Below are 19,134 nucleotides of genomic sequence, written 5' to 3' on the forward strand. Positions count from 1 at the left end.
GGGCGCCAGGACAATCAAACCTGGAGGTGACCGAACATGTGTCGCATTGGAGCCATAAAAAGTCTGAACTACGTCCATCCGAGCCAAGCCCTTCTGCTCATGCAGTCGCAGCAAAAGGGCCATGACAACTCTGGTTTTGCCATGGTCATGCACGATCTCGGAGGGATTTTCGAGGGGTACAAGCATCTGCCCACCCTGTCGCTGGCCTGCACCGACGAGGGGGTGAAGATCGCCGAAGACATGATGCACGCCGCCGGCTTCCAGCGGGTCATGCAGTGGGTTCCCGAAACCAACGATCAACCGGGGCTGGACATCAATGCCATGCCCAACTACGTCTTTCAGACCTACGACTACCCCAAGCACTACAAGAAGGCAGAGCAAAAGGAGAAGGAAGAGCTGCTCCTCGACATGCGCCTGAAACTTCGCGCCGCCCTGGAGAAGGACGAGATGGGCTTCGCCTACTCCTTCTGGCCCGACGTGGTCACCCTCAAGGAGATCGGCGACCCGCGCGACATCGGCACCTACTTCAACCTCTGGGAGCCTGACGAGAAGTTCACCGCAAAGGTGATCACCGCCCAGTGCCGGCAGAACACCAACTACGACATCGTCCGCTACGCCGCCCACCCCTTCTTCCTTCAGGGATACACGGCTCTGGCCAACGGCGAGAACACCTTCTACCTCAAGAACGTGGAACTCCAGCGCAAGCTGCACCGCGGCTACATCGGTTTCGAGTCCGACTCCCAGTGCTTCCTCTACACCCTGCACTACGTGCACCGCGAACTCGGCTGGCCGCTGAAGTACTACAAGCACGTGGTGACGCCGCTGCCTTTCGAGCAGATCGAGCGGCGCGACGACAAGGACCAGTTGCTGTCCATCCGCCAGTCCCTGGCGCACCTGGAAATCAACGGGCCCAACACCATTATCGGGGTGCTGCCCGACAACACCATGTTCACCTGCTGCGACGCCAAGAAGCTGCGCCCGGTGGTGGTCGGACGCTCCGACGACACCGTGGTCATCTCCTCGGAGGTGTGCTGCATCAACGAAGTCCTCCCGGACCGCGACTGGGAGACCGACATCTATCCCCACGAGCGCGAGATCGTGGCTATCGATAGCAACCTGGAGGTTCAGCGATGGAAACAATGAGAGTCCAGGATGTGACTCCGAACGACCTGCCCTGGAAGATCCGCTACGACGCCAGCCGCTGCACCCTGTGCGGCTCCTGCGTGGCGGCCTGTTCCTTTCGGGCCATCGAGCCCAAGGTCGAACGCCGGCGCATGGTCTTCTCGGAGGGGGAACTCCCCGAGCCGAAGACCCGCTTCTCCGCGGTCCCGGTGATCCGCCAGACCCATTCGATCAAAAACTACTGCCGCGGCTGCGGTATCTGCGAAAAGGTCTGCCCCAACGACGCCATCGGCCCGCTGCGCAACCCCGACACCCGGCATCCGATCGTGACCCGCTGCCTCGGCGGCGACTCGATCAAGCGCGGCGGCCGCAAGAACCTCGAGGGAAGCACGCGCACCCTGGACAAGCTGCGGGTCGGACGCATCTCCCAGATGACCGACCCGAGCCTCGACGCCCAGCGCCACACCTTCGACCTGCTGGCGCCCTTCGGGCGCATCCTGCCGCCCAAGAAGCTGCCTCTCGGCGTCGGCCCCGAGGGCCTGCTCCAGGCCGAGGGTCAGACCCCGCCGGTGCGCTGGATCTACCCGGTCATTCTCGGCGACATGTCGATCGGCGCCCTCTCCTGGCGCATGTGGGAGGCGATCGCCATGGCCACCGCCTACCTCAACGAGGAGTGCGGCATCCCGGTGCGCATGTGCTCCGGCGAGGGGGGCGTCACGGTTCGCCTGCTCAAGAGCAAGCACCTCAAGTACATGATCCTGCAGATCGCCTCCGGGCACTTCGGCTGGAACCGCATTGTCAAGACGATGCCCCACATGGTCGAAGACCCCGCCGGCATCCTGATCAAGATCGGCCAGGGCGCCAAGCCCGGAGACGGCGGCCTGCTCATGGCCGGCAAGGTCGCCGAGCACATCCAGGCGATCCGCGGCGTTCCCAAGGCCGACCTCCTGTCGCCCCCCAACCACCAGGGGCTCTACTCCATCGAGGAGAGCGTGCAGAAGATGTTCCTCTCCTTCAACGCGGCTTTCAAGTTCCGCGTCCCGGTGGCGATCAAGGTGGCGGCCAGCGCGACCAGCGTCTCGGTCTTCAACAACCTGGTGCGCGACCCCTACAACATCGTCGGCGGCTTCTTCCTCGACGGCATCGACGGCGGCACCGGCGCGGCCCACGAGGTCAGCCTCGACCACACCGGTCACCCCATTGTCAGCAAACTGCGCGACTGCTACCTGGCCGCCGTCACCCAGGGGCGCCANGGCCTCGGCAAGACCGGCGACCTGGCCGCGGACGCCTTCAAGATGATGTGCCTCGGCGCCAACGGCGTCTTCACCGGCAAGCTGGTGTTGCAGATGGCCGGATGCGTCGGCAACTACCAGGGGCGCTGCAACGCCTGCAATACCGTCCTCTGCCCGGTCGGCATCACCACTCAGGAACCGGCCCTGGTGCACCGCCTCGACCCCGAGAAAGTGGCGCAGAACATCGTCAACTACTTCCTCGCCATGGATACGGAACTGAAAAAGCTCATGGCCCCCATCGGCAACTCCTCCCTGCCGGTGGGCCGCTCCGACGCCCTCGTCTCCACCGACCAGGCCGTGGCCGAGCGACTGCAGATTCAATACGTCTGTTAGGTGTGAGGCGTCAGGCGTGAGGCGCAAAGCCTTTATCCCTCCCCCCCTCGCCCCATACTCCAGACAGGAGAGAAGAAATGCCAGCCCAGATTATCGGTTTCGAAGATAATAAGCGTATATCCACCCAGAAACTGCTGCAGCAGATCTACGCCGCCCTGGAAGAGGGACAGACCGAGTTCGAGGTCCTCTCCTCCGGCCACCACAACATCGGCGGTCCCCTGTGGACCGAGGACGGCACCCCCCTGCGCTTCACGGTCAGGAACCCCGGCCAGAGGGTCGGCTCCTTCGGCCTCGACGGCACCGAGATCGTCGTCGAGGGCCCGGCCCCGGCCGACGCGGGCTGGCTCAACGCCGGCGCCACACTGACCATCAAGGGCGACGGCGGAGACACCACCGCCCATTGCGCCGCCGCCGGCAAGATTTACGTCGCCGGCCGGGTCGGCACCCGCTCCGGGTCGCTGATGAAGCACGACCCCGCCTACGAGCCCCCCGAGTTCTGGGTGATGAAGAACACCGGGTCCTTCTCTTTCGAGTTCGCCGGCGGCGGCATCGCCGTGGTCTGCGGCTACGGCTGCGAGGACCTCTACTCGATCCTCGGCGACCGTAGCTGCATGGGCATGGTCGGCGGCACCATCTACGTGCGCGGCCCGGTCAAGGGGCTGTCCGAGGACGTCTGGCTGCTCGACCTCGACGACGCCGACCGTCAATTTCTCCGGGCCGGCATGCCCGTCTTCCTCGACAAGGTCGACCGCACGCAGCTGCTGGAGACGCTGACCGACTTTTCCCAGTGGAAGAAGGTCGTCGCCAAGACCTACGAGGAGCGCAGGGTCCACAGCCGCATCACCATGCGCGAGTACCGTCTCGACAAGTGGGTCGAGGGGAGCATCTTCGGCGACGTCGTCCAGGACGACTACGACCAGATCGCCGGCCTGGTCAACGCCGGCGACGACCGGCTCAAGGTGCCGCACTGGCAGGACAAGCGTTACGGCGCCCCCTGCCAGGTTTCCTGCCCGAGCGCCATCCAGACCCAGGACCGGATCAACCTGCTGCGCCAGGGCAAGACGCAGGAGGCCCTCGAACTGGTGCTGCAGTATTCCCCCTTCCCCGGCTCGGTCTGCGGCGAGGTCTGTCCCAACCTGTGCATGGACGCCTGCACCCGCCAATACCTCGACCACCCCGTGGCCATGAAGGAACTCGGCAAGCTCTCCCTCGATGCCGCCTCGCCCAAGGCGAAAAAAGCCACAGGCAAGAAGGTGGCCGTGGTCGGCGGCGGCCCCGGCGGCCTGTCGGCGGCCTGGCAGTTGCGCCTGCTCGGCCACCAGGTAACCGTCTACGAGGCCGACAAGGAGGTCGGCGGCAAGCTGATGCAGGTCATCCCCGACGAACGCCTGCCCCGGGAGCTCCTCAAGACCGAGATCGCCCGCATCCGCAAGATGGGCGTCGACATCAAGACCGAAACCCCGGTCGACGCGCCCCTGTTCGAAACCATCCGCGAGCAAAGCGACGCCGTGGTCATCGCCAGCGGCGCCCACAACCCGGTGGTCATCCCCTTCCCGGGACACGAGCGGATGGTCAAAGGGCTCTATTTCCTCAAGGAGATCAACTCCGGCAAGCGCCCCTCCGTCGGCGAGAAGGTCGTCGTCCTCGGCGCCGGCAACGCCGGCATGGACGTCTGCCTCGGCGCCTACGCAATGGGCGCCAAGCAGGTCACGGCGGTCGACATCCAGCGTCCCGCCGCCTACAAGCACGAGATCGACCATGTCAAGGCCCTCGGCGGCGAAATCCGCTGGCCCGTCTTCACCGAGAAGATCACCGACAAGGGACTGGTCACCAAGGACGGCGAGCTGATCGCGGCCGACACCGTCATCATCGCCATCGGCGAGCGCCCCGACCTCTCCTACGTCCCCCGCGAGTGGCTTTCCGACAAGGGGATGATGGACGTCGACGCCTGCCGCCAGGTGACCGGAGCCCCCGGCGTCTTCGCCATCGGCGACACCATCCAGCCCGGCCTTCTAACCCACGCCATCGGCAACGGCCGGGAGGTCGCCGAGCATATCGACACCTTCCTCTCCGGGGCCGAACTGGTGCCCCGGAAAAAACTCGAAACCATCCCCCAGAGCTGCCTCAGCAAGGAGCTCTTCAAGCCCCAGAACCGCGGCCGCTTCTGCGTCGTCGACGCCAAAACGGAGACCAACCGCTGCCTCTCCTGCGGCACCTGCCGCGACTGCTCCATGTGCCTGGAGGCCTGCCCCGAGGGGGCGATCCGGCGGGTGGAGAAGGATGGGGGAGAGTACGAATACGTCTCCGACGACCACCTCTGCATCGGCTGCGGCATCTGCTCCGGCATCTGCCCCTGCGGAATATGGGCCATGGAGCTGGTGGTGTAGGACAGCCCAACACCATTCTTGACACAAAAAGGCGGGACCGATCGGTCCCGCCTTTTTGTTTGTTCAGACTCGGAAAATTCGAGGGGGGGCGATCAGAGAGACCTTTCGACCGCGGTCGAGGAAGGGGCATCCACCCCCTTCAGTCCGACCGCCGCCCGCAGGCGAAAGGGGCTGGAATCGGAGCAGTGGGGATCGTGGCAGGACAGGCAATCGGAGGCGACGGCCGTGTGCTTGGTGGCGTACTCCTGGCCGTGGCAGGACTGGCAGAGCCTGGCCGACTTCAGCCGGAACTCTCCCCCCGTGCTCTTGGTGCATCCCGGCCCGGCCTGCTCATGGCACACCCTGCAGTTGCCCCCCACAACCGCCTCCGCCGCCACCGGCCCGTGGGGAAACCGGGCCCCCGAGAGGGTCGCATGACAGTTTCCCGAGAGGCACGATCGGGCATGACCTTCATGGGAACATAGAAAAACAAGGGAAAAAAGAAACAACCAAAGTGCCGCATTGCCGTTCGACTTCATCGATTCCCTCCCGGAATGAAACAAACAAAAGCGAGCACGACTATACACTATTTTATTGGAGGCCACAAATGGGGTTACTCTTATATCTTAAAATTGCGATGCAGCGGAGGGAACGGGGCCCAAAAGGGAAAGAGGAACCCAAAAGCCGTAAGACGGCCAAGAGCCCCACATTTATATTTCATGCGCCCCCCCGGCATTGAAGACGCCCCAGGAGGAAAGATCCCGGCGCCCGGCATTTTCCCAAAGACCGAAAAAAGGCAGGCTCGCCTCCGACCTGCCTTCAGCTTCACCCTTTGTCAGCCCCACGTAATTACGTTGGGATACCGCTGAGCCAGACCCCGTTGCGCCCCTTTTCCTTGGCGGTGTACATGGCCATGTCGGCCCTTTGCAGCAGCACCGCGGGATCCTCACCGTGGAGGGGGAACAGGGCGATGCCGACCGCCCCCGAAACGCGGGCCTCCTGGCCGCTCACCTCGAAGGGGCGCGAAAGCTGCTGAAGGATTCTGCGGCAGGCCTCCTCGACCGCCTCCTCTTCGGCGGCCTCGGCGAGGAGCACCGTGAACTCGTCCCCCCCCATGCGCGCCACGGTGTCGCTCTGGCGGACGCAGGCGGCGAGGCGGCGGGCCGCCTCCCGGAGGAGCTGATCTCCCCCGGCGTGGCCGTGGGTGTCGTTGACCGCCTTGAAGTGGTCGAGGTCGATAAAGAGCAGGGCGCCCTTCGAGCCGTTGCGCCGGGCCTGGGCGATGGCCTGCCCCAGGCGGTCGAAAAAGAGCGAGCGGTTGGGCAGCCCGGTGAGGGCGTCGTAGTTGGCCTGGTGCCAAATCTCGTCCTGCAGGCGGCGCCGCTCGGTGACATCGTGGACGATGGAATAGAGCAGCCCCCTGCCCCGCACTCTGATCGGCCCGCTGAACACCTCCACGTCCCGCACCTCGCCGTCGCAGCGCCGGTGGCGGAAGTGAAAAACCCTCTTTTCCTCCCCCCTGGCCCGCTCCAGCTCGATGCGGAGCTCCTCCCTGTCGAGGGTGTTGACCTGGTCGATGTTCATCGCGGTCAAGGCCGCGTGGTCGTAGCCGTAGAAGGTGCAGGCGGCCGGATTGGCATCGACGATCGCTCCGCTGGCGGGATCGATCAGAAGCATCACCGAGTGGTTGTTCTCGAACAGGGCATGGTACTGGGAGTCCCGCTCCCGCACCGCCCTCTCCGAGGCCTTGCGGGCGGTGATGTCGTTCAGGGTGACGGCGATGCCGGTGAACTTGCCGCTGACATCGAGCATCCGCTGGAGCCTCACCTCGAAGACCAGTTCGTGGTCGCCGTCCTCCAGGGACTTCTCCAGGACCAGGTCGGTGCCCTCCCCGGGCAGGAAGGCTTCCAGCTCCTCCTCCAGCCAGGCGAACACCCCCTGTTCATTCTCGCCGCCGTAGTAGGCGCTGCCGGGGATAGCCGACTTCCTGAACAGGCGGGCGGCGGCGAAGTTGAGGTTGTCCACCCGCCCCTCGGTGTCGAGCAGGATAACCGGCGGGGCGAGGCTCTCGAAGATGGTCAGGTACTTGTTCTTCTCGTTGGCCAGGTGCCGGTTGGCCCCTCGCATCTCGTCGATCCGCTCGTCCTCGCCGCCCTCGGCCCAGGCGGCGCAGAAACAGATCTCGATGCGGTCGAAGAAGCGGTCCACGAAACGCCGGCACCACTGAGCATCCTCCAGCACCTCGCTCCGCTCGTCGACAAGGTCGACGTAGCTCTGCCGGTAGTACTTCATCAGGCCGAGGAAGAGGGACAGGTCGATGCCGCGCGCCCTGTGCCGGCGGGCCTCCTCCACGGCAAAGGCCGCCCCCGGGGAGGCGGCGAAATCGGTGTCGGGGCTCAGCTCGGGAATCTCCGGGCAGATCGCCAGGGCGCCCAGAAGCTGCTCGGAGAGGGATGCGATCGACAGCCGCCAGGCCTCGCGCAAGGTGGAGGTGTAGCGGATGTAGTTGCGCTGCCGCGCGATGGCCAGGATCCGGTCGATCAGCCATTCCTCGCTCGCCTCCAACACCACGGCGAAGGACGCCTGGGGGGAAGGGGATATGTCGGGGCCGGTATTCAATTTCATCGCCTGAGAGATTAGGCCTTTGTCCCGGTTCAATGGGGCCGCTCTCAAAAGATAAAACTTTCCCCTTAAAAGGTATAGCCCAAAATTGCCTGTATTCATACCATCGGTATCAGGAAAGATGGTCACCATTAAACGGAATCTCCATGGCCCGCCCCAGAAGCCACCGATGTCGCTCAGGATACAGACCCTTCCCCGCGTCATTTTGACCGCTCATGTAAAAGGAAGGTGACTGCCTCCTCATTTCACTTGACGAGCGTAGAGCAATTACTCTACACTCTCTCTTGAGCATATCCCATCCGATCGCTTTCAAGGGAGAACACCATGCGCATTCTGCTCATCCACCCACCGAGCAGCATCGGCTTCATCGACCGGGTCTACATGCACGAGCCCCTCGCCCTGGAATACCTCGGGGCGGGGCTGAAGCTCGACGGACACGAGGTCATGCTGCACGACGCCCGCATCGACCCGGACGTGCTCGCCGCGGCCCGGGGCTACCGACCGCAGGTCGTCGCCCTGACCGGATACACCAGCCAGGCGAACATCGTCAAGGCACTGGCCGGGCAACTCAAGGCCCTTGACCCCGCCCCCACCGTGGTCGTCGGCGGCCACCACGCCACGGTCCGGCCGGCCGACTTCAACGTCCCCGCCATCGACCTGGTCGTGGTCGGCGAGGGGGTGACGGCCCTGCGGCAGATCGCCCGGGAGCTGGCAGGGGAAGGGGGCTTCGAGACCATCGACGGTCTGGCCATCCCCGGGGAGGAGATGCGTTTCACCCCGGCGCGCCCCCATCCCGGCCTGGACGAGCTCCCCCTGCCCGACCGCACCCTCTCGGCCCGCTACCGCGACCACTACTTCAGCGAGTGGCTGCGCCCCCTGGCCTCGGTCCGCACCTCGCTGGGTTGCACCGCCCGCTGCAACTTCTGCGCGCTATGGTCGCTCACCGGCGCCAAGTACCTGAGACGGCAGCCGGAGAAGGTGGTGGAGGAACTGCGGAGCATCGAAGAGGAGAACGTCTTCTTCTGCGACGACGAGTCGATGTGCGACGTGGGACGCATGGACCGGCTGGCCGAGCTCATTGCCGCGAGCGGCATCCGCAAGAAGTACTTCCTCTACGCCCGGGTCGATACCATCGTGCGCCACCCCCAGCTTTTCGCCAAGTGGCGCGATGTCGGCCTGCAGCAGGTCTTCGTCGGCATGGAGAGCTTCTCCGACGCCAACCTGGAGCGGATGAACAAGGGGGTCACCGTGGCCCAGCAGGAAGAGGCGGTGCGCATCCTGAGAAAAATCGGCATCCTCCTCTACGCCTCCTTCGTGGTCGACCCCGATTTCTCCCGGGAAGACTTCCGCTGTCTGACCGCCTACGTGCGCCGCCTGAAGCTGCACCACGCCTCCTTTTCGGTCCTGACCCCCCTGCCCGGCACCGCCCTGTACGAGGAGCGGCAGGGGGAGCTACTCCCCTACCGACCCGAGCTGTTCGACTTCATCCACACGGTGCTGCCGACCCGCCTCCCCCTGGCCGAGTTCTACGCCGAATTCGCCCGCCTCTGGCAGAGGGCTGTCCCGCCCCACCGGGCCCTGAAGACCTTCTCCCGCTACGGGTTGCGGCGCCTGCCGGGTGTCTTCCGGCTGCTCGGCGAGGCGATGGCGGCCATGCGCAAGGGGCATCTGGACCACGACTGAGAAACGGGCTACAATGCCGCCCATGATCGCAAAAGGCCAGACCAAGACGCGCGACAGGATCCTGGAAGGGGCCCTTGCCCTTTTCAACGAAAAGGGGACGGGGGCGGTGACGACCAACCACATCGCCGCCGCCATCGGCATCAGCCCCGGCAACCTCTACTACCACTTCCGCAACCGGGAGGACATCGTCCGAGGCATCTTCGCCCTGATGGAGGCCGAAAGCCGCGAGGGCTTCGGCCCCATCGCCGCCGGCGCCCCGTCCATGGGGCTGGAGGCCTTCGAAGAGACCTTCCGCTTCATCCAGCTGTTCAACCGGCGCTTCCGCTTCTTCAAGCGGGAACTGCCGACCCTGCTGATGCGCGATCGAGAGTTGAAGGAGGGCTTTCAGGCCGTCCACCGGGAGACCCTCGGCCTGATCAGAGCTCTGATCGACGGAGCCGTCGCCGGTGGGGCGCTGAGGCCTCTGGAGGAAGGGGAACAACAGCTGCTGGCGGAGATGAGCTGGATGCTGACCCTCTTCTGGCCCAACTACCTGGAGGTCGCCGGTGACGGCGATACGGATGAGGGGCTGGAGCGGGGAATCGCCATGATCCGCCTGCTGGTGCGCGGCTTCGCGGCGGGGAGATGAACCGGGACGGGGGGGGCAGAATGGAGCGTTACCTGAAAGAGACGGAGATCATCGACTGGCGGGACCCGGCCATCCTGCGCCTGGCGGCGGAGCTGGCGGGGGGAGAAACTGAACCGGAGGAGGTCGCAGGACGCTGCTTCGAATGGGTGCGCGACGAGATCCGCCACAGCTGGGACTACCGGCTGAACCCCGTCACCTGCAGGGCCTCGGAGGTCCTGCGCCACGGCACCGGCTACTGTGATGCAAAGAGCCACCTTCTAGCGGCCCTGCTGCGCGCCCGCGGCATCCCGGCAGGCTTCTGCTACCAGCGGCTGAGCCTGAAGGGCGATAGCGCCCCCTACTGCCTGCATGGCATGAATGCCGTCCATCTGCCGGGGCACGGCTGGTACAGGGTCGACGCCAGGGGAAACAAGCCCGGGGTGGATGCCCGGTTCACACCTCCGGTGGAGCAACTGGCCTTTTCGACTGCAGACAAGATGGAAGCGGACCTTCCGGAGATCTGGCCCGAACCGCTGCCGGCCGTGGTAACGGCGCTGACCCGGTGCAATACCTACCTCGAAGTCTACCAGGGCCTGCCGGACGTTGAGATCATCCGGGCCGTTTCCGGCTGAACGCCCTGCCTTCTCAGACCTCCGCGTAGGCCCCCTTCTTTTTCTCCAACTCACTGGCGTACTTGGCCAGCACCGCCCGCCGCGAAAGCATGAAGTGGACCTTGCGCGGATCGGTAAGGTCGAGGACCGGGATCTCCTCGAGCCCCCGGCTGGTGAGCTTGCGCATCACCTCGGTGAGGGTCTCGTCGGGACGGGTGGTGATGACCTTGGCGTTGGCGATGTCGCGGGCGAGGACCAGACCCGGCGGCAAGTCCTCGGCGAGGATGCGGCGGATGTCGTTGACCGAGAATATCCCCTTCAGGTTGCCGTCGCCGTCGACCACGGGGTAGTAGGCCCCTTCGGCGTCGGCGATCACCTCGAGGATGCGGGTCAGGGGCATGTCCTCGGGGATGGGGTGGGGCCTTCGCCCGTGCTCCGCGAGATCGGCCACGTGGATTCCCTCGAGCACGTCAATGACCAGGTCGCCGAGGTGGGCGGGGGAATCGATGCGGCCGGGCACCTGCTTCTGGTAGATGGTGTTCTTGCGGAAGACCAGCATCGCCACCACGCAGACCAGCATCAGGGGTGCGAGCAGGCCGTAGTTGCCGGTCAGCTCGCTGACCATGATCAGGGTCGCCACGGGGGTGTTGGAGACACCGGCGAAGAAGCCGGCCATGCCGATCAGCACGTAGGCCCGGGGGTCCTGGACAAGGGCCGGGAAGAAGGCCTCGGCGGTGGCCCCGAAGGCCCCGCCGAGCATCGCGCCGATGACCAGGCTGGGAGCGAAGACCCCGCCGGAGCCCCCCGAGGAGATGGTCAGGCTGGTGGCCAGGATCTTGGCCAGGGCCACGAGGAGCATCACCCACAGGGCCACCTTGCCGTACAGGGCGGCCTGGACCATGCCGTAGCCCGAGCCGAGCACCTGGGGCACGACCATGGCGAGCAGGCCGAGCATCAGCCCGCCGACGGCGGGCTTGAGCACCTGGGGGAAGTCCCACTGATGGAAGCGGTCGCGGATGCCGTAGAAGGTGTGGACGTAGACCTTGCCCAAACCGGCGCAGAGCACCCCGAGCAGGAGGAAGAAGACGAGCTCCGGGGGGTTCTCGAAGCGGAACAGGGGGGTGGCCAGCAGGGGCTTCCAGCCGGTGACGGCGCCGAACAGGGAGTAGGCGACGATGGAGGAGATGATGGCGGGGATCAACCCCTCGTGCTCAAACTCGGGGTCCTGGTAGAGGACCTCGACCGCGAAAAGGGCCCCGCCGAGAGGGGCGCGGAAGGTCGCGCCGATGCCCCCGGCCATCCCGGCGAGCAGAAGCACCCGCCGGTCGGCGGAGGAAAGTTTCAGCTTGGTGGCGAGGAAGGAGCCGAAGCCGGCGCCGATCTGGGCGATGGGGCCCTCGCGGCCGGCCGACCCGCCGGTGCCGATGGTGGCCATCGAGGCGACCGCCTTGATGATCGGCACCCGGGAGCGGATCAGCCCCCCCTTGTTGTGGAAGGCGTCGATGGCCGCGTCGGTGCCGTGCCCCTCGGCCTCGGGGGCGAAGGTGAAGACCAGCCAGCCCGAGACCAGACCCCCGATGACCGGGATCAGGAAGAGGAACCAGCGGTATTCGGCGTGCAGGGTGTCAATCATCCCCTCGCCGAGGTGAGCCACCGCTTCTGCCCCCTCGCCGGGCCCGTGGTACCCTGCCAGCCCGTGAAGAAAGAGGTCTTCGGCGGCATTCACGGCGAAATAGAAGGCCAGAGCCCCCAGCCCGGCCACCAGCCCCACCAGGGCGCTGAGAGCGAGGGGGCGCCCCAGGGCGCGGACGTCCAGGGACCGCAGGGCGGCCCCGAGCCGATCAGGAAAATTCATGCCCTTCTCCGGCCCGCGGCTGCGGGCAGTGACGGCCGTTTCGATTCATTGCCTGCCCCCGTTCCATCCGGGGAATCCGCCTCCCGTGGCGATGCCGTGGCCGGGAGACGGTTGCCGGCGCACCCGGCAACCCCGGGAGGGTATACCACCCCGTCTAACTTATCAAGAATTTGTCAGGATTTCTCTCCCTTTGGAGCCCATTCGGCAAAGGCGCCGCGGAAAAGAAGGGCCGCCGCCAGGACGGTGGCCGCCGAGACGAGAAAGATGTTGCTGCTGGCCGCGGCCGCCGGCCCCACCCAGGGCGCAACCGGCTGCAGGGACCGGAGCATCTCCAGAAGCTGGGCGGTGATGGCGGCGCCGAAGGAGCCGGACATGAAGAAGGTGAGGTTGTAAAAACCCATGCCGATGCCGACCCGCTCCGGGGGGAGGACCAGGGAGACGGTCTTGGCCAGGGAGGCGTGAACGAAGGCGAAGCCGCTATAAGCCACCACCAGCACTGTGGCAATCAGGGCCGGAGAGCTTCCCGTGCAGGCGGCGAGAAGCAGGTAGCCGGCGACGAGAATGACCATCCCGGCCAGGACGACCGGCACGCTCCCCCTGCGGTCGGCCAACCGCCCGGCCACCGCTCCAAGGACCGCCGCGCTCATCGCCCCGGGAAAGATGACCAGGCCGATGGCCTCGGTCCCGAGGCCGTTCTGGGCGCGCAACAGCAAAGGGACGTGAAACATCATGCCGAAAATGGTGCCGACGGCGAGGAAGGCGGCCACCAGGCCGGCGAGGTAGCGCCGGTCGCGGAACAGGCCGGGATGGACGAAGGGGCTGGCGGCCCGCCGCAGGTGGCGCACGAGGAGCAGGAGCAGGAGGACGGCCAGGGGCGCCGCCCACCAGAGCAGCTCGGAGACGAAGAGGAGCAGGGAGACGACGCCACCGCCGAGCAGCAGGGCGCCCGGCAAGTCAAAGCCGTCGGGCCCCTTCTTTTCGGCGGGGAGCAGGCGACGGTACAGGGGCACGGCCAGCAGGGTGGCGGTGGAGAGGAGGAACAGGTAGCGCCAGTGCAGGGCGCCGCCGATGTAGCCGCCGACGATCGGCCCGACCCCGGCGGCGAAGGCGACGGTGGAGGCCACCGCCCCCATGACCCGGCCCCGGCGCTCGGGAGGCACGAAGCGGGTGGCGACGATCATCGACAGGGCTGGGATGGCCGAACCGCCGCTGGCCTGAACCAGGCGCCCGACCAGCAGCAAGGGGTACCAGGAGGCGAAAAAGCCGATCAGGGCCCCCGCATTGAACAGGAGGAGGCCGAGCGTGATGAGGTTTTTCAGCGGATAGAGGTCGGCGAGCTTGCCGAAAGTGACCGAGCCGAGGGCGAAGACGACGATGTAGCCGGTCACCACCCAGCTGACCTCGGTGGGGCTCAGGGCGAACTGGCGGGCGATGTCCGGAACGGCCACGTTGAACATGGTGCCGTTGAGGACCGAGAAGAAGACGGTGAAGCAGAGCAGGGCCACGAGGCGCCGGGCAAAGGGGCGCTCCGCAGCCCCTTGCGGCGGCTGGGACATGAGACCCCCGGGGCGTTTGCGGATGCGGGACAACAGGTGGATACCATACGCCTTTTGGAGCCTTGAGTCCAGCGGCAGGTAGGCGGGAGGGAGTCCGGGATCGAGTTTATGAGCCCGGGTCCAGCAACAATGAATGAGAATGACGATTTGCCGCAAAACCAAGACAGCTTCTCACGCAAAGCCGCTACGGCGCCATGGAGGGCAACACCCCGGGCCTCAACGATTCCCTTTGCGGCTTAGCGACTTGAGAGAGCGAAGCGGACGGGCGAGAGGCCGATTTTGATTTCAATCCCCCATGGTGCCCTGGAATGTGGCCAGTTTCTGCAGCACACCCGAATGCCACTCGAGTAAACAAAAAAGGGGCCCCGGAGGGCCCCTCGATAACGAAAACGTGGAAAAAGGAAGCGATCAGAAATTGACCACCAGGGTCACCCCGAGAACGGTGTCGGTCTCGTCAAAATCATCGGCAGGCAGGTTGTCGTAATTAACGACGTAACTCGTCTTGAGGGACAGGTGGCTATTGAGGGCGGTCACCAGGGCGGTTTCGGAGATCAGCAGCCAGTTCTCCGTCTCGTCGAAATCGGTCAGCCACTCCACCGACTGGGAGAACCTGCTCGTCTCGGAAAAGACGTAATCGTACTGACCGAACAGCCGTACGCCCAGATAACCCCGGTCCGCATCGTCCTTGAGCTTCTCGGTGGTGTAGGTCAGGCCGGCCTCGCCGGCCAGGAAATGCTTCGGACCCAGGAGGAACTTGTAGCCCGCGCCGCCGATCAGAGTGTAGCGCGCCTCGAGACCGGCAAATCGATCCTTGAGCCAGCCAACGCTGGCATAGGAGTAGAGCCGGTCGGTGTGGAGGTAGTCCCCCCGGAGCTGGGTAGCGTAGCTTTCTGCTTCGGTCTCGCCGTCGCTCTCCGAGTAGAGAGCGAGGAGCTTCCACTTGACCAGAAAGCGTTCGGAAAAGGCGTAGGTCAGGGTGTTCTTGGCCGCCAGGGTGGTCACCTCAGAGTTGCCCGAGGTGCTGACGAAAGCGATTTCGGCCTGGTCCTTCAGCCGCGGTTCTTCGGCGAAACAGGTTGTGGCGAGCAACAATCCGACGACAAGAGCAATGCAGATGCGGTACATGGTCTTCCTCCTTGGAATAAATAATGTGAGCCGGGGATGCTACCACAATCGACTCGCCCTGCAAACCCGGACTGGCGGGGGAGCGACTCGGGCTCACTGCCGCGGGACGGGGCCGTCCCGGGGACCGTAGATCGTCCCGCCGGCGCGGGCGTACTCGCGCAGCACCTCGGCCGCCTCCTCCCGCAGCACCTCGCGGCGGACGGCGATGCCCCGCCGGGCAAGCTCCTCCACCCAGTCCTGCGGCCGCGGCCCCTCGTCGAACCCGAGGGCCTCGGCATCTTCGCGGCGAGCGCCGCAGACCAGGCGCCTGACCCCCGACCAGAGGACCGCACCCAGGCACATCGTGCATGGCTCGGTACTGGTCACCAGTTCGTAGCCGGGCGGCCCCTCGCCGCCGAGGTCGTAATTTTCAACCATCTGCTGGGCGACCATGCAGGCCACCACCTCGGCATGGGCGGCCGAGCAGTTGGCCGGCTCGACCAGGTTGACCCCCGGAGCGAGCAGAGTGCCGCGGCGCCGGTCAAAGACAGCCGCCGCGAAGGGCCCGCCGGTCCCTTTCCGCACGTTCTCCCGGGCCAACTCCACCACGAGGCCCATGCGCTCTTCCTCCGAGGCAAAGACGTGCTCCGGCGCCGGAAGGGCGGCCTCGACCCACCCGGGAAGCTGCAGCTGAACGTGCAAAAAACGCATAAACGGCCTTTCAACTGGGGGATATACCCCACATCAACCCAATCGCCCCCCATTAAAGGACCCGCCATGAGGTCCGTTTCCGGGCACCCAACATACCCCCATTGTCTCCAGAGAACCAAGAAAAATCAGCCGATAACGGGGCCATCCCCCCCCCTCGGGGCGCCCACCGGGAGAAGAGCACCCGCCTCAAGGCCTTTTTGGCAGTCTTCTTGCTTATTTTAAGCTTGCGAGAATCCGATCCTCGGCCGTACCCGGGGGAAACAGCCACAGAAAAGACCGATCGCACAAGACCATGTCCGAGACCCCAGCAGAAACGACTTCCGTCAGCGCCTCCCCGGATGCCCTCTTAAAGCACCGGCGCATGGCCGGCGCCCTCAAGGAGAGCCGGGAGCGGCTGACCACCGTCCTGACCACGCTGCCGGCGGGCATCCTGGTCATAGACATCGAGACCCACCGCATCGTCGACGCCAACCCCAAGGCCCTGGAGATGATCGGCGCCCTGCGGGACCAGGTGATCGGCTCGGTCTGCCACAAGTTCATCTGCCCCGCCGAAGAGGGGCATTGCCCCATCACCTACCTCAACCAGTGCATCGACAACTCGGAACGGGAACTGCTCACCCTGCGGGGGGAACGGATCCCGATCCTCAAGACCGTCGCCACCGTCCTGCTGGACGGCCAGCCCCACCTGGTCGAGAGCTTTCTCGATCTCAGCCGGCAAAAGCAGACCGACAAGGACCTGCGGGAGAGCGAAGAGCGCCTGCGGGACCTGCTGGACAACGCCAACGACCTCATCCAGAGCGTGGCCCCCGACGGCTCGCTGCTGTATGTGAACCGCAGCTGGCGGGAGACCCTGGGCTACAGCGAAGAAGAGGTGGCCGGACTGACCATCGCCGACATCATCCATCCCGACTGCCTCGGCCACTGCCAGGAGGTCTTCAGACAGCTTCTGAACGGGGACAACTTCGACCGCCTGGAAACCACCTTCGTCACCAAGGACGGTCGCTCCCTCGTGGTGGAGGGGAGCGTCAACATCAACATGGTCGAGGGTCAGCCGGTCTCCTCGCGGGGCATCTTTCGCGACATCAGCGCCCGCAAGCGGGCGGAGAAGGTTCTCAAGGAGTGGAACCGGCAGCTGGAAGAAACCGTCGAAGAGCGCACCCGCCAACTGGAGGAGGCCCAGACCAAACTGATCCGCACCGAAAAAATGGCCATGGTCGGAGGCCTGGTCTCCGGCACCGCCCACGAACTGAGCAATCCCCTCGGGGGCATTCTCAACGCCCTCCAGGTCCTGAAAACCGGCCGCAACCCGGGCCCCGGCGGCTCGGCCGGAGACGACATGGCCTGGCTGGAGGCCATCGAGGAGGCGGCCCTTCGCTGCCAGAGCATCGTCGAGGACCTCAAGGGGCTCTCCGAGCAGTCGATGTTTCCCTTTATTTCTGTGTGCATCAACCAGGTGCTTGCCGAGGCCCTGCAGACCCTGGGCTCACCCGAAGGCAAGGTCGATATCGCCACAGACCTGCAGCCCGACCTGCCGCCCCTCGAGGCGGACCCGGTCCAGCTTCTCCAGACACTCGGAAACATTCTGCTCAACGCCCGGCAGGCCCTTCCCGGAGAAGGGAGCATCGAAGTTTCCACCCGCCTCGAAAAGACCCCCGACGACGAAGCGGACCTGGTGCGAATAACGATCAAAGACAACGGCCGCGGCATCCCCCCGGACCACCTGCCGAGGATTTTCGACCCCTTCTTCACCACCCGCCCCGTGGGGCAGGGCACCGGCCTGGGACTCTCGGTCGGCTACGGGGTCATCAAGCGCCACGGGGGCGATATCGACGTCAGGAGCGCCCCCGGAGAAGGGACCGAGGTGACGGTCAGGCTCCCCCTTGGACAGCCGCGACCCTGAACCCGGGACGGGAGAGCCTGCAGGAATTTTCAGATGGAGCAAGAGAGAAAGATGCCCTGGGGACGGTGAAAATGAAGAGTGATGAACTCCACGCCGACGGCATGGTCCGAACCATCGGCGGCTCGGCAGCTGGCCACCCAGACAGTGGCGCTCAGGATGGCGCTGTCAATCTTGACCACCTGCCCCTGCGGCAGGGGAGCATCGACAGCCATGCACAGCCCCATGGGGGAAAGATCGCGAATGCGCCCGGGCATCCTCTCCCCGGGCCATTTCGCATGGTAGGTTAACGCCTCCCGGCACGCCATGCGCCGGACGGCCCGCTGTTCGGCTTCGAGGCGTATTTTCTCGGCCGGACTGAGGGGGCTCCGGCACCCCTGGCAGAAAAGGTCCGGCCTTTCCTCGTCCCCATCGGCCGTCGGGAACCCGCAGAAGGGGCAGACCGCCCCGGCCCGGTATTCGGGTCGTGTCAGGGCGCGCCGCCCGGTGCTGCCGGGCGCATCCCCCCCCTTTCCCTCTCGCCTCCCCGCACCCCGCCCTTCTCCGTCAGACCCCGACTGAAGGTCGTACTCCCGCCGCAGGACGGGGTCGCAGAGGGTCCGGTTGGCCTCGTTGAGCAGGGCGGCGCTCTCTCCCTCGCCCCCCAGATCCGGGTGCGCCTTGAGCTTCAGCATCAGGGTCCGGTAGCTGGAACGGATCACCTCCGTCGGGGCGTCCGCCTGGACGTGCAGCACCTGGTAGTAATCCGGTCGATTATCCCTTCCACTGCCCCTGTCCATCCCACCCCGCCTCCCAAAAAGCAGGCCGCTGCCGGCCCGGCATCCCGAAGGATATTATTAACATGCCCCCGGAAGACCTTCAATAATTTTAATCCTTATCGTAAGCAGGGCCATCGCCCCCTTGATCCGCAACCTTCGGACCGCAACATAACAGATGACCGCCTTGGCCCGCACGATGGGGCGCTCCTTGCTTGGACGCTTCAGCACTGCGGGAGGGACCTGGAAATCTTCGGCCACCAACCGCTCCAAGTCGCAAAGTGAGGGCCGTTTCTGCCGGGCATCGTGGTCATCCCCCGCCAAGACCTGTTCCACAAACGCGCCGCCGCCGAGAAACCGGTCGTCAAACAGGGCATCCTTCGCCAGGGAGGGATCAAGCGCTCGGCTTGCGCCCTTACCGCCGCGTGACAGTTTGACCCTCGGGCAACCGTCGGCCAGAAACGATCGATTGAGTTTTCGGGCGGCATTGCGGCGGCGGGAAAAGAGGGCCAGGACCGCGTCGCTCAGGATGAGATTCCGGGATGAATTTCCCAGCAATTCGGCATGGCCGCACCGGGGAAAGCTGTCGGGGGCGTCAAGGTCGCGGACCTTCCCGGCGC

At 65.4% G+C, this 19,134-nt stretch carries 15 protein-coding genes and 1 pseudogene; 8 read left to right on the forward strand and 8 right to left on the reverse strand.

The window, feature by feature from the left end; genetic code table 11:
* Positions 1–36 precede the first annotated feature (36 nt).
* The 4 genes and pseudogenes from C0617_RS06335 (at position 37) to C0617_RS06350 (ending at position 5,134) form a co-directional block, all read left to right on the forward strand.
* Entirely contained in the window at positions 37–1,143 is a 1,107-nt protein-coding gene (locus tag C0617_RS06335) for a glutamine amidotransferase family protein (protein ID WP_291316173.1), read from the forward strand.
* Positions 1,131–2,374 (forward strand): glutamate synthase-related protein (locus C0617_RS06340; protein WP_365888976.1); only part of this gene is annotated, 1,244 nt, incomplete at its 3' end. The genes C0617_RS06335 and C0617_RS06340, both read left to right, overlap by 13 nt.
* A gap of 1 nt (position 2,375) precedes the next feature.
* Positions 2,376–2,747: pseudogene (locus C0617_RS06345) on the forward strand (glutamate synthase-related protein); the annotation flags it as partial.
* A 77-nt stretch (positions 2,748–2,824) separates the two neighbouring features.
* Entirely contained in the window at positions 2,825–5,134 is a 2,310-nt protein-coding gene (locus tag C0617_RS06350) for an FAD-dependent oxidoreductase (protein WP_291316174.1), read from the forward strand.
* A gap of 92 nt (positions 5,135–5,226) precedes the next feature.
* Here C0617_RS06350 and C0617_RS06355 read toward each other — a convergent pair whose 3' ends face one another.
* A complete protein-coding gene (locus C0617_RS06355; RefSeq protein WP_291316175.1) occupies positions 5,227–5,493 on the reverse strand; it encodes a cytochrome c3 family protein in 267 nt (88 codons plus the stop codon).
* A 469-nt stretch (positions 5,494–5,962) separates the two neighbouring features.
* Entirely contained in the window at positions 5,963–7,732 is a 1,770-nt protein-coding gene (locus C0617_RS06360) for a diguanylate cyclase (protein ID WP_291316176.1), read from the reverse strand.
* A gap of 327 nt (positions 7,733–8,059) precedes the next feature.
* Between C0617_RS06360 and C0617_RS06365 the strand changes: the two genes are divergently transcribed.
* From C0617_RS06365 to C0617_RS06375, 3 genes are read left to right on the forward strand one after another with little or no spacing between them, the layout of a single operon-like run.
* Positions 8,060–9,418: a radical SAM protein gene (locus tag C0617_RS06365; RefSeq protein WP_291316177.1), complete on the forward strand. Its 1,359-nt coding sequence runs from the start codon at positions 8,060–8,062 to the stop codon at positions 9,416–9,418.
* 22 nt (positions 9,419–9,440) lie between these two features.
* The gene (locus C0617_RS06370; RefSeq protein WP_291316178.1) at positions 9,441–10,046 is read left to right on the forward strand and encodes a TetR/AcrR family transcriptional regulator; all 606 of its coding nucleotides are present in this window, start codon (positions 9,441–9,443) and stop codon (positions 10,044–10,046) included.
* Positions 10,047–10,066: 20 nt separating this feature from the next.
* Positions 10,067–10,657: a transglutaminase family protein gene (locus C0617_RS06375; RefSeq protein ID WP_291316179.1), complete on the forward strand. Its 591-nt coding sequence runs from the start codon at positions 10,067–10,069 to the stop codon at positions 10,655–10,657.
* Between the two features lie 13 nt (positions 10,658–10,670).
* On the opposite strand, the gene C0617_RS06380 is transcribed toward C0617_RS06375, so the two are convergent.
* The 4 genes from C0617_RS06380 to C0617_RS06395 form a co-directional block, all read right to left on the reverse strand.
* Positions 10,671–12,491, reverse strand: a complete 1,821-nt coding sequence (locus tag C0617_RS06380; protein WP_291316180.1) for a chloride channel protein — start codon at positions 12,489–12,491, stop codon at positions 10,671–10,673.
* A gap of 173 nt (positions 12,492–12,664) precedes the next feature.
* Positions 12,665–14,047 (reverse strand): MFS transporter, encoded by a 1,383-nt coding sequence (locus C0617_RS06385; protein WP_291316181.1) that lies wholly within the window; start codon positions 14,045–14,047, stop codon positions 12,665–12,667.
* Positions 14,048–14,455: 408 nt separating this feature from the next.
* The gene (locus C0617_RS06390; RefSeq protein WP_291316182.1) at positions 14,456–15,172 is read right to left on the reverse strand and encodes a DUF481 domain-containing protein; all 717 of its coding nucleotides are present in this window, start codon (positions 15,170–15,172) and stop codon (positions 14,456–14,458) included.
* Between the two features lie 93 nt (positions 15,173–15,265).
* The gene (locus tag C0617_RS06395) at positions 15,266–15,862 is read right to left on the reverse strand and encodes a deaminase (RefSeq protein WP_291316183.1); all 597 of its coding nucleotides are present in this window, start codon (positions 15,860–15,862) and stop codon (positions 15,266–15,268) included.
* Positions 15,863–16,154: 292 nt separating this feature from the next.
* Here C0617_RS06395 and C0617_RS06400 point away from each other — a divergent pair, with 292 nt between their 5' ends.
* Entirely contained in the window at positions 16,155–17,762 is a 1,608-nt protein-coding gene (locus tag C0617_RS06400) for a PAS domain S-box protein (RefSeq protein WP_291316184.1), read from the forward strand.
* A gap of 29 nt (positions 17,763–17,791) precedes the next feature.
* Here the strand turns inward: C0617_RS06400 and C0617_RS06405 are convergent, their stop codons facing one another.
* Together C0617_RS06405 and C0617_RS06410 are read right to left on the reverse strand one after the other, a co-directional pair.
* Positions 17,792–18,538, reverse strand: coding sequence for a DnaJ domain-containing protein (locus tag C0617_RS06405; RefSeq protein WP_291316185.1), 747 nt, complete (start codon positions 18,536–18,538; stop codon positions 17,792–17,794).
* Between the two features lie 57 nt (positions 18,539–18,595).
* Entirely contained in the window at positions 18,596–19,072 is a 477-nt protein-coding gene (locus tag C0617_RS06410; protein ID WP_291316186.1) for a hypothetical protein, read from the reverse strand.
* Between the last annotated feature and the right edge of the window lie 62 nt (positions 19,073–19,134).

The organism is Desulfuromonas sp., from assembly GCF_002868845.1.
In the GTDB taxonomy this organism is placed as follows: domain Bacteria; phylum Desulfobacterota; class Desulfuromonadia; order Desulfuromonadales; family BM501; genus BM501.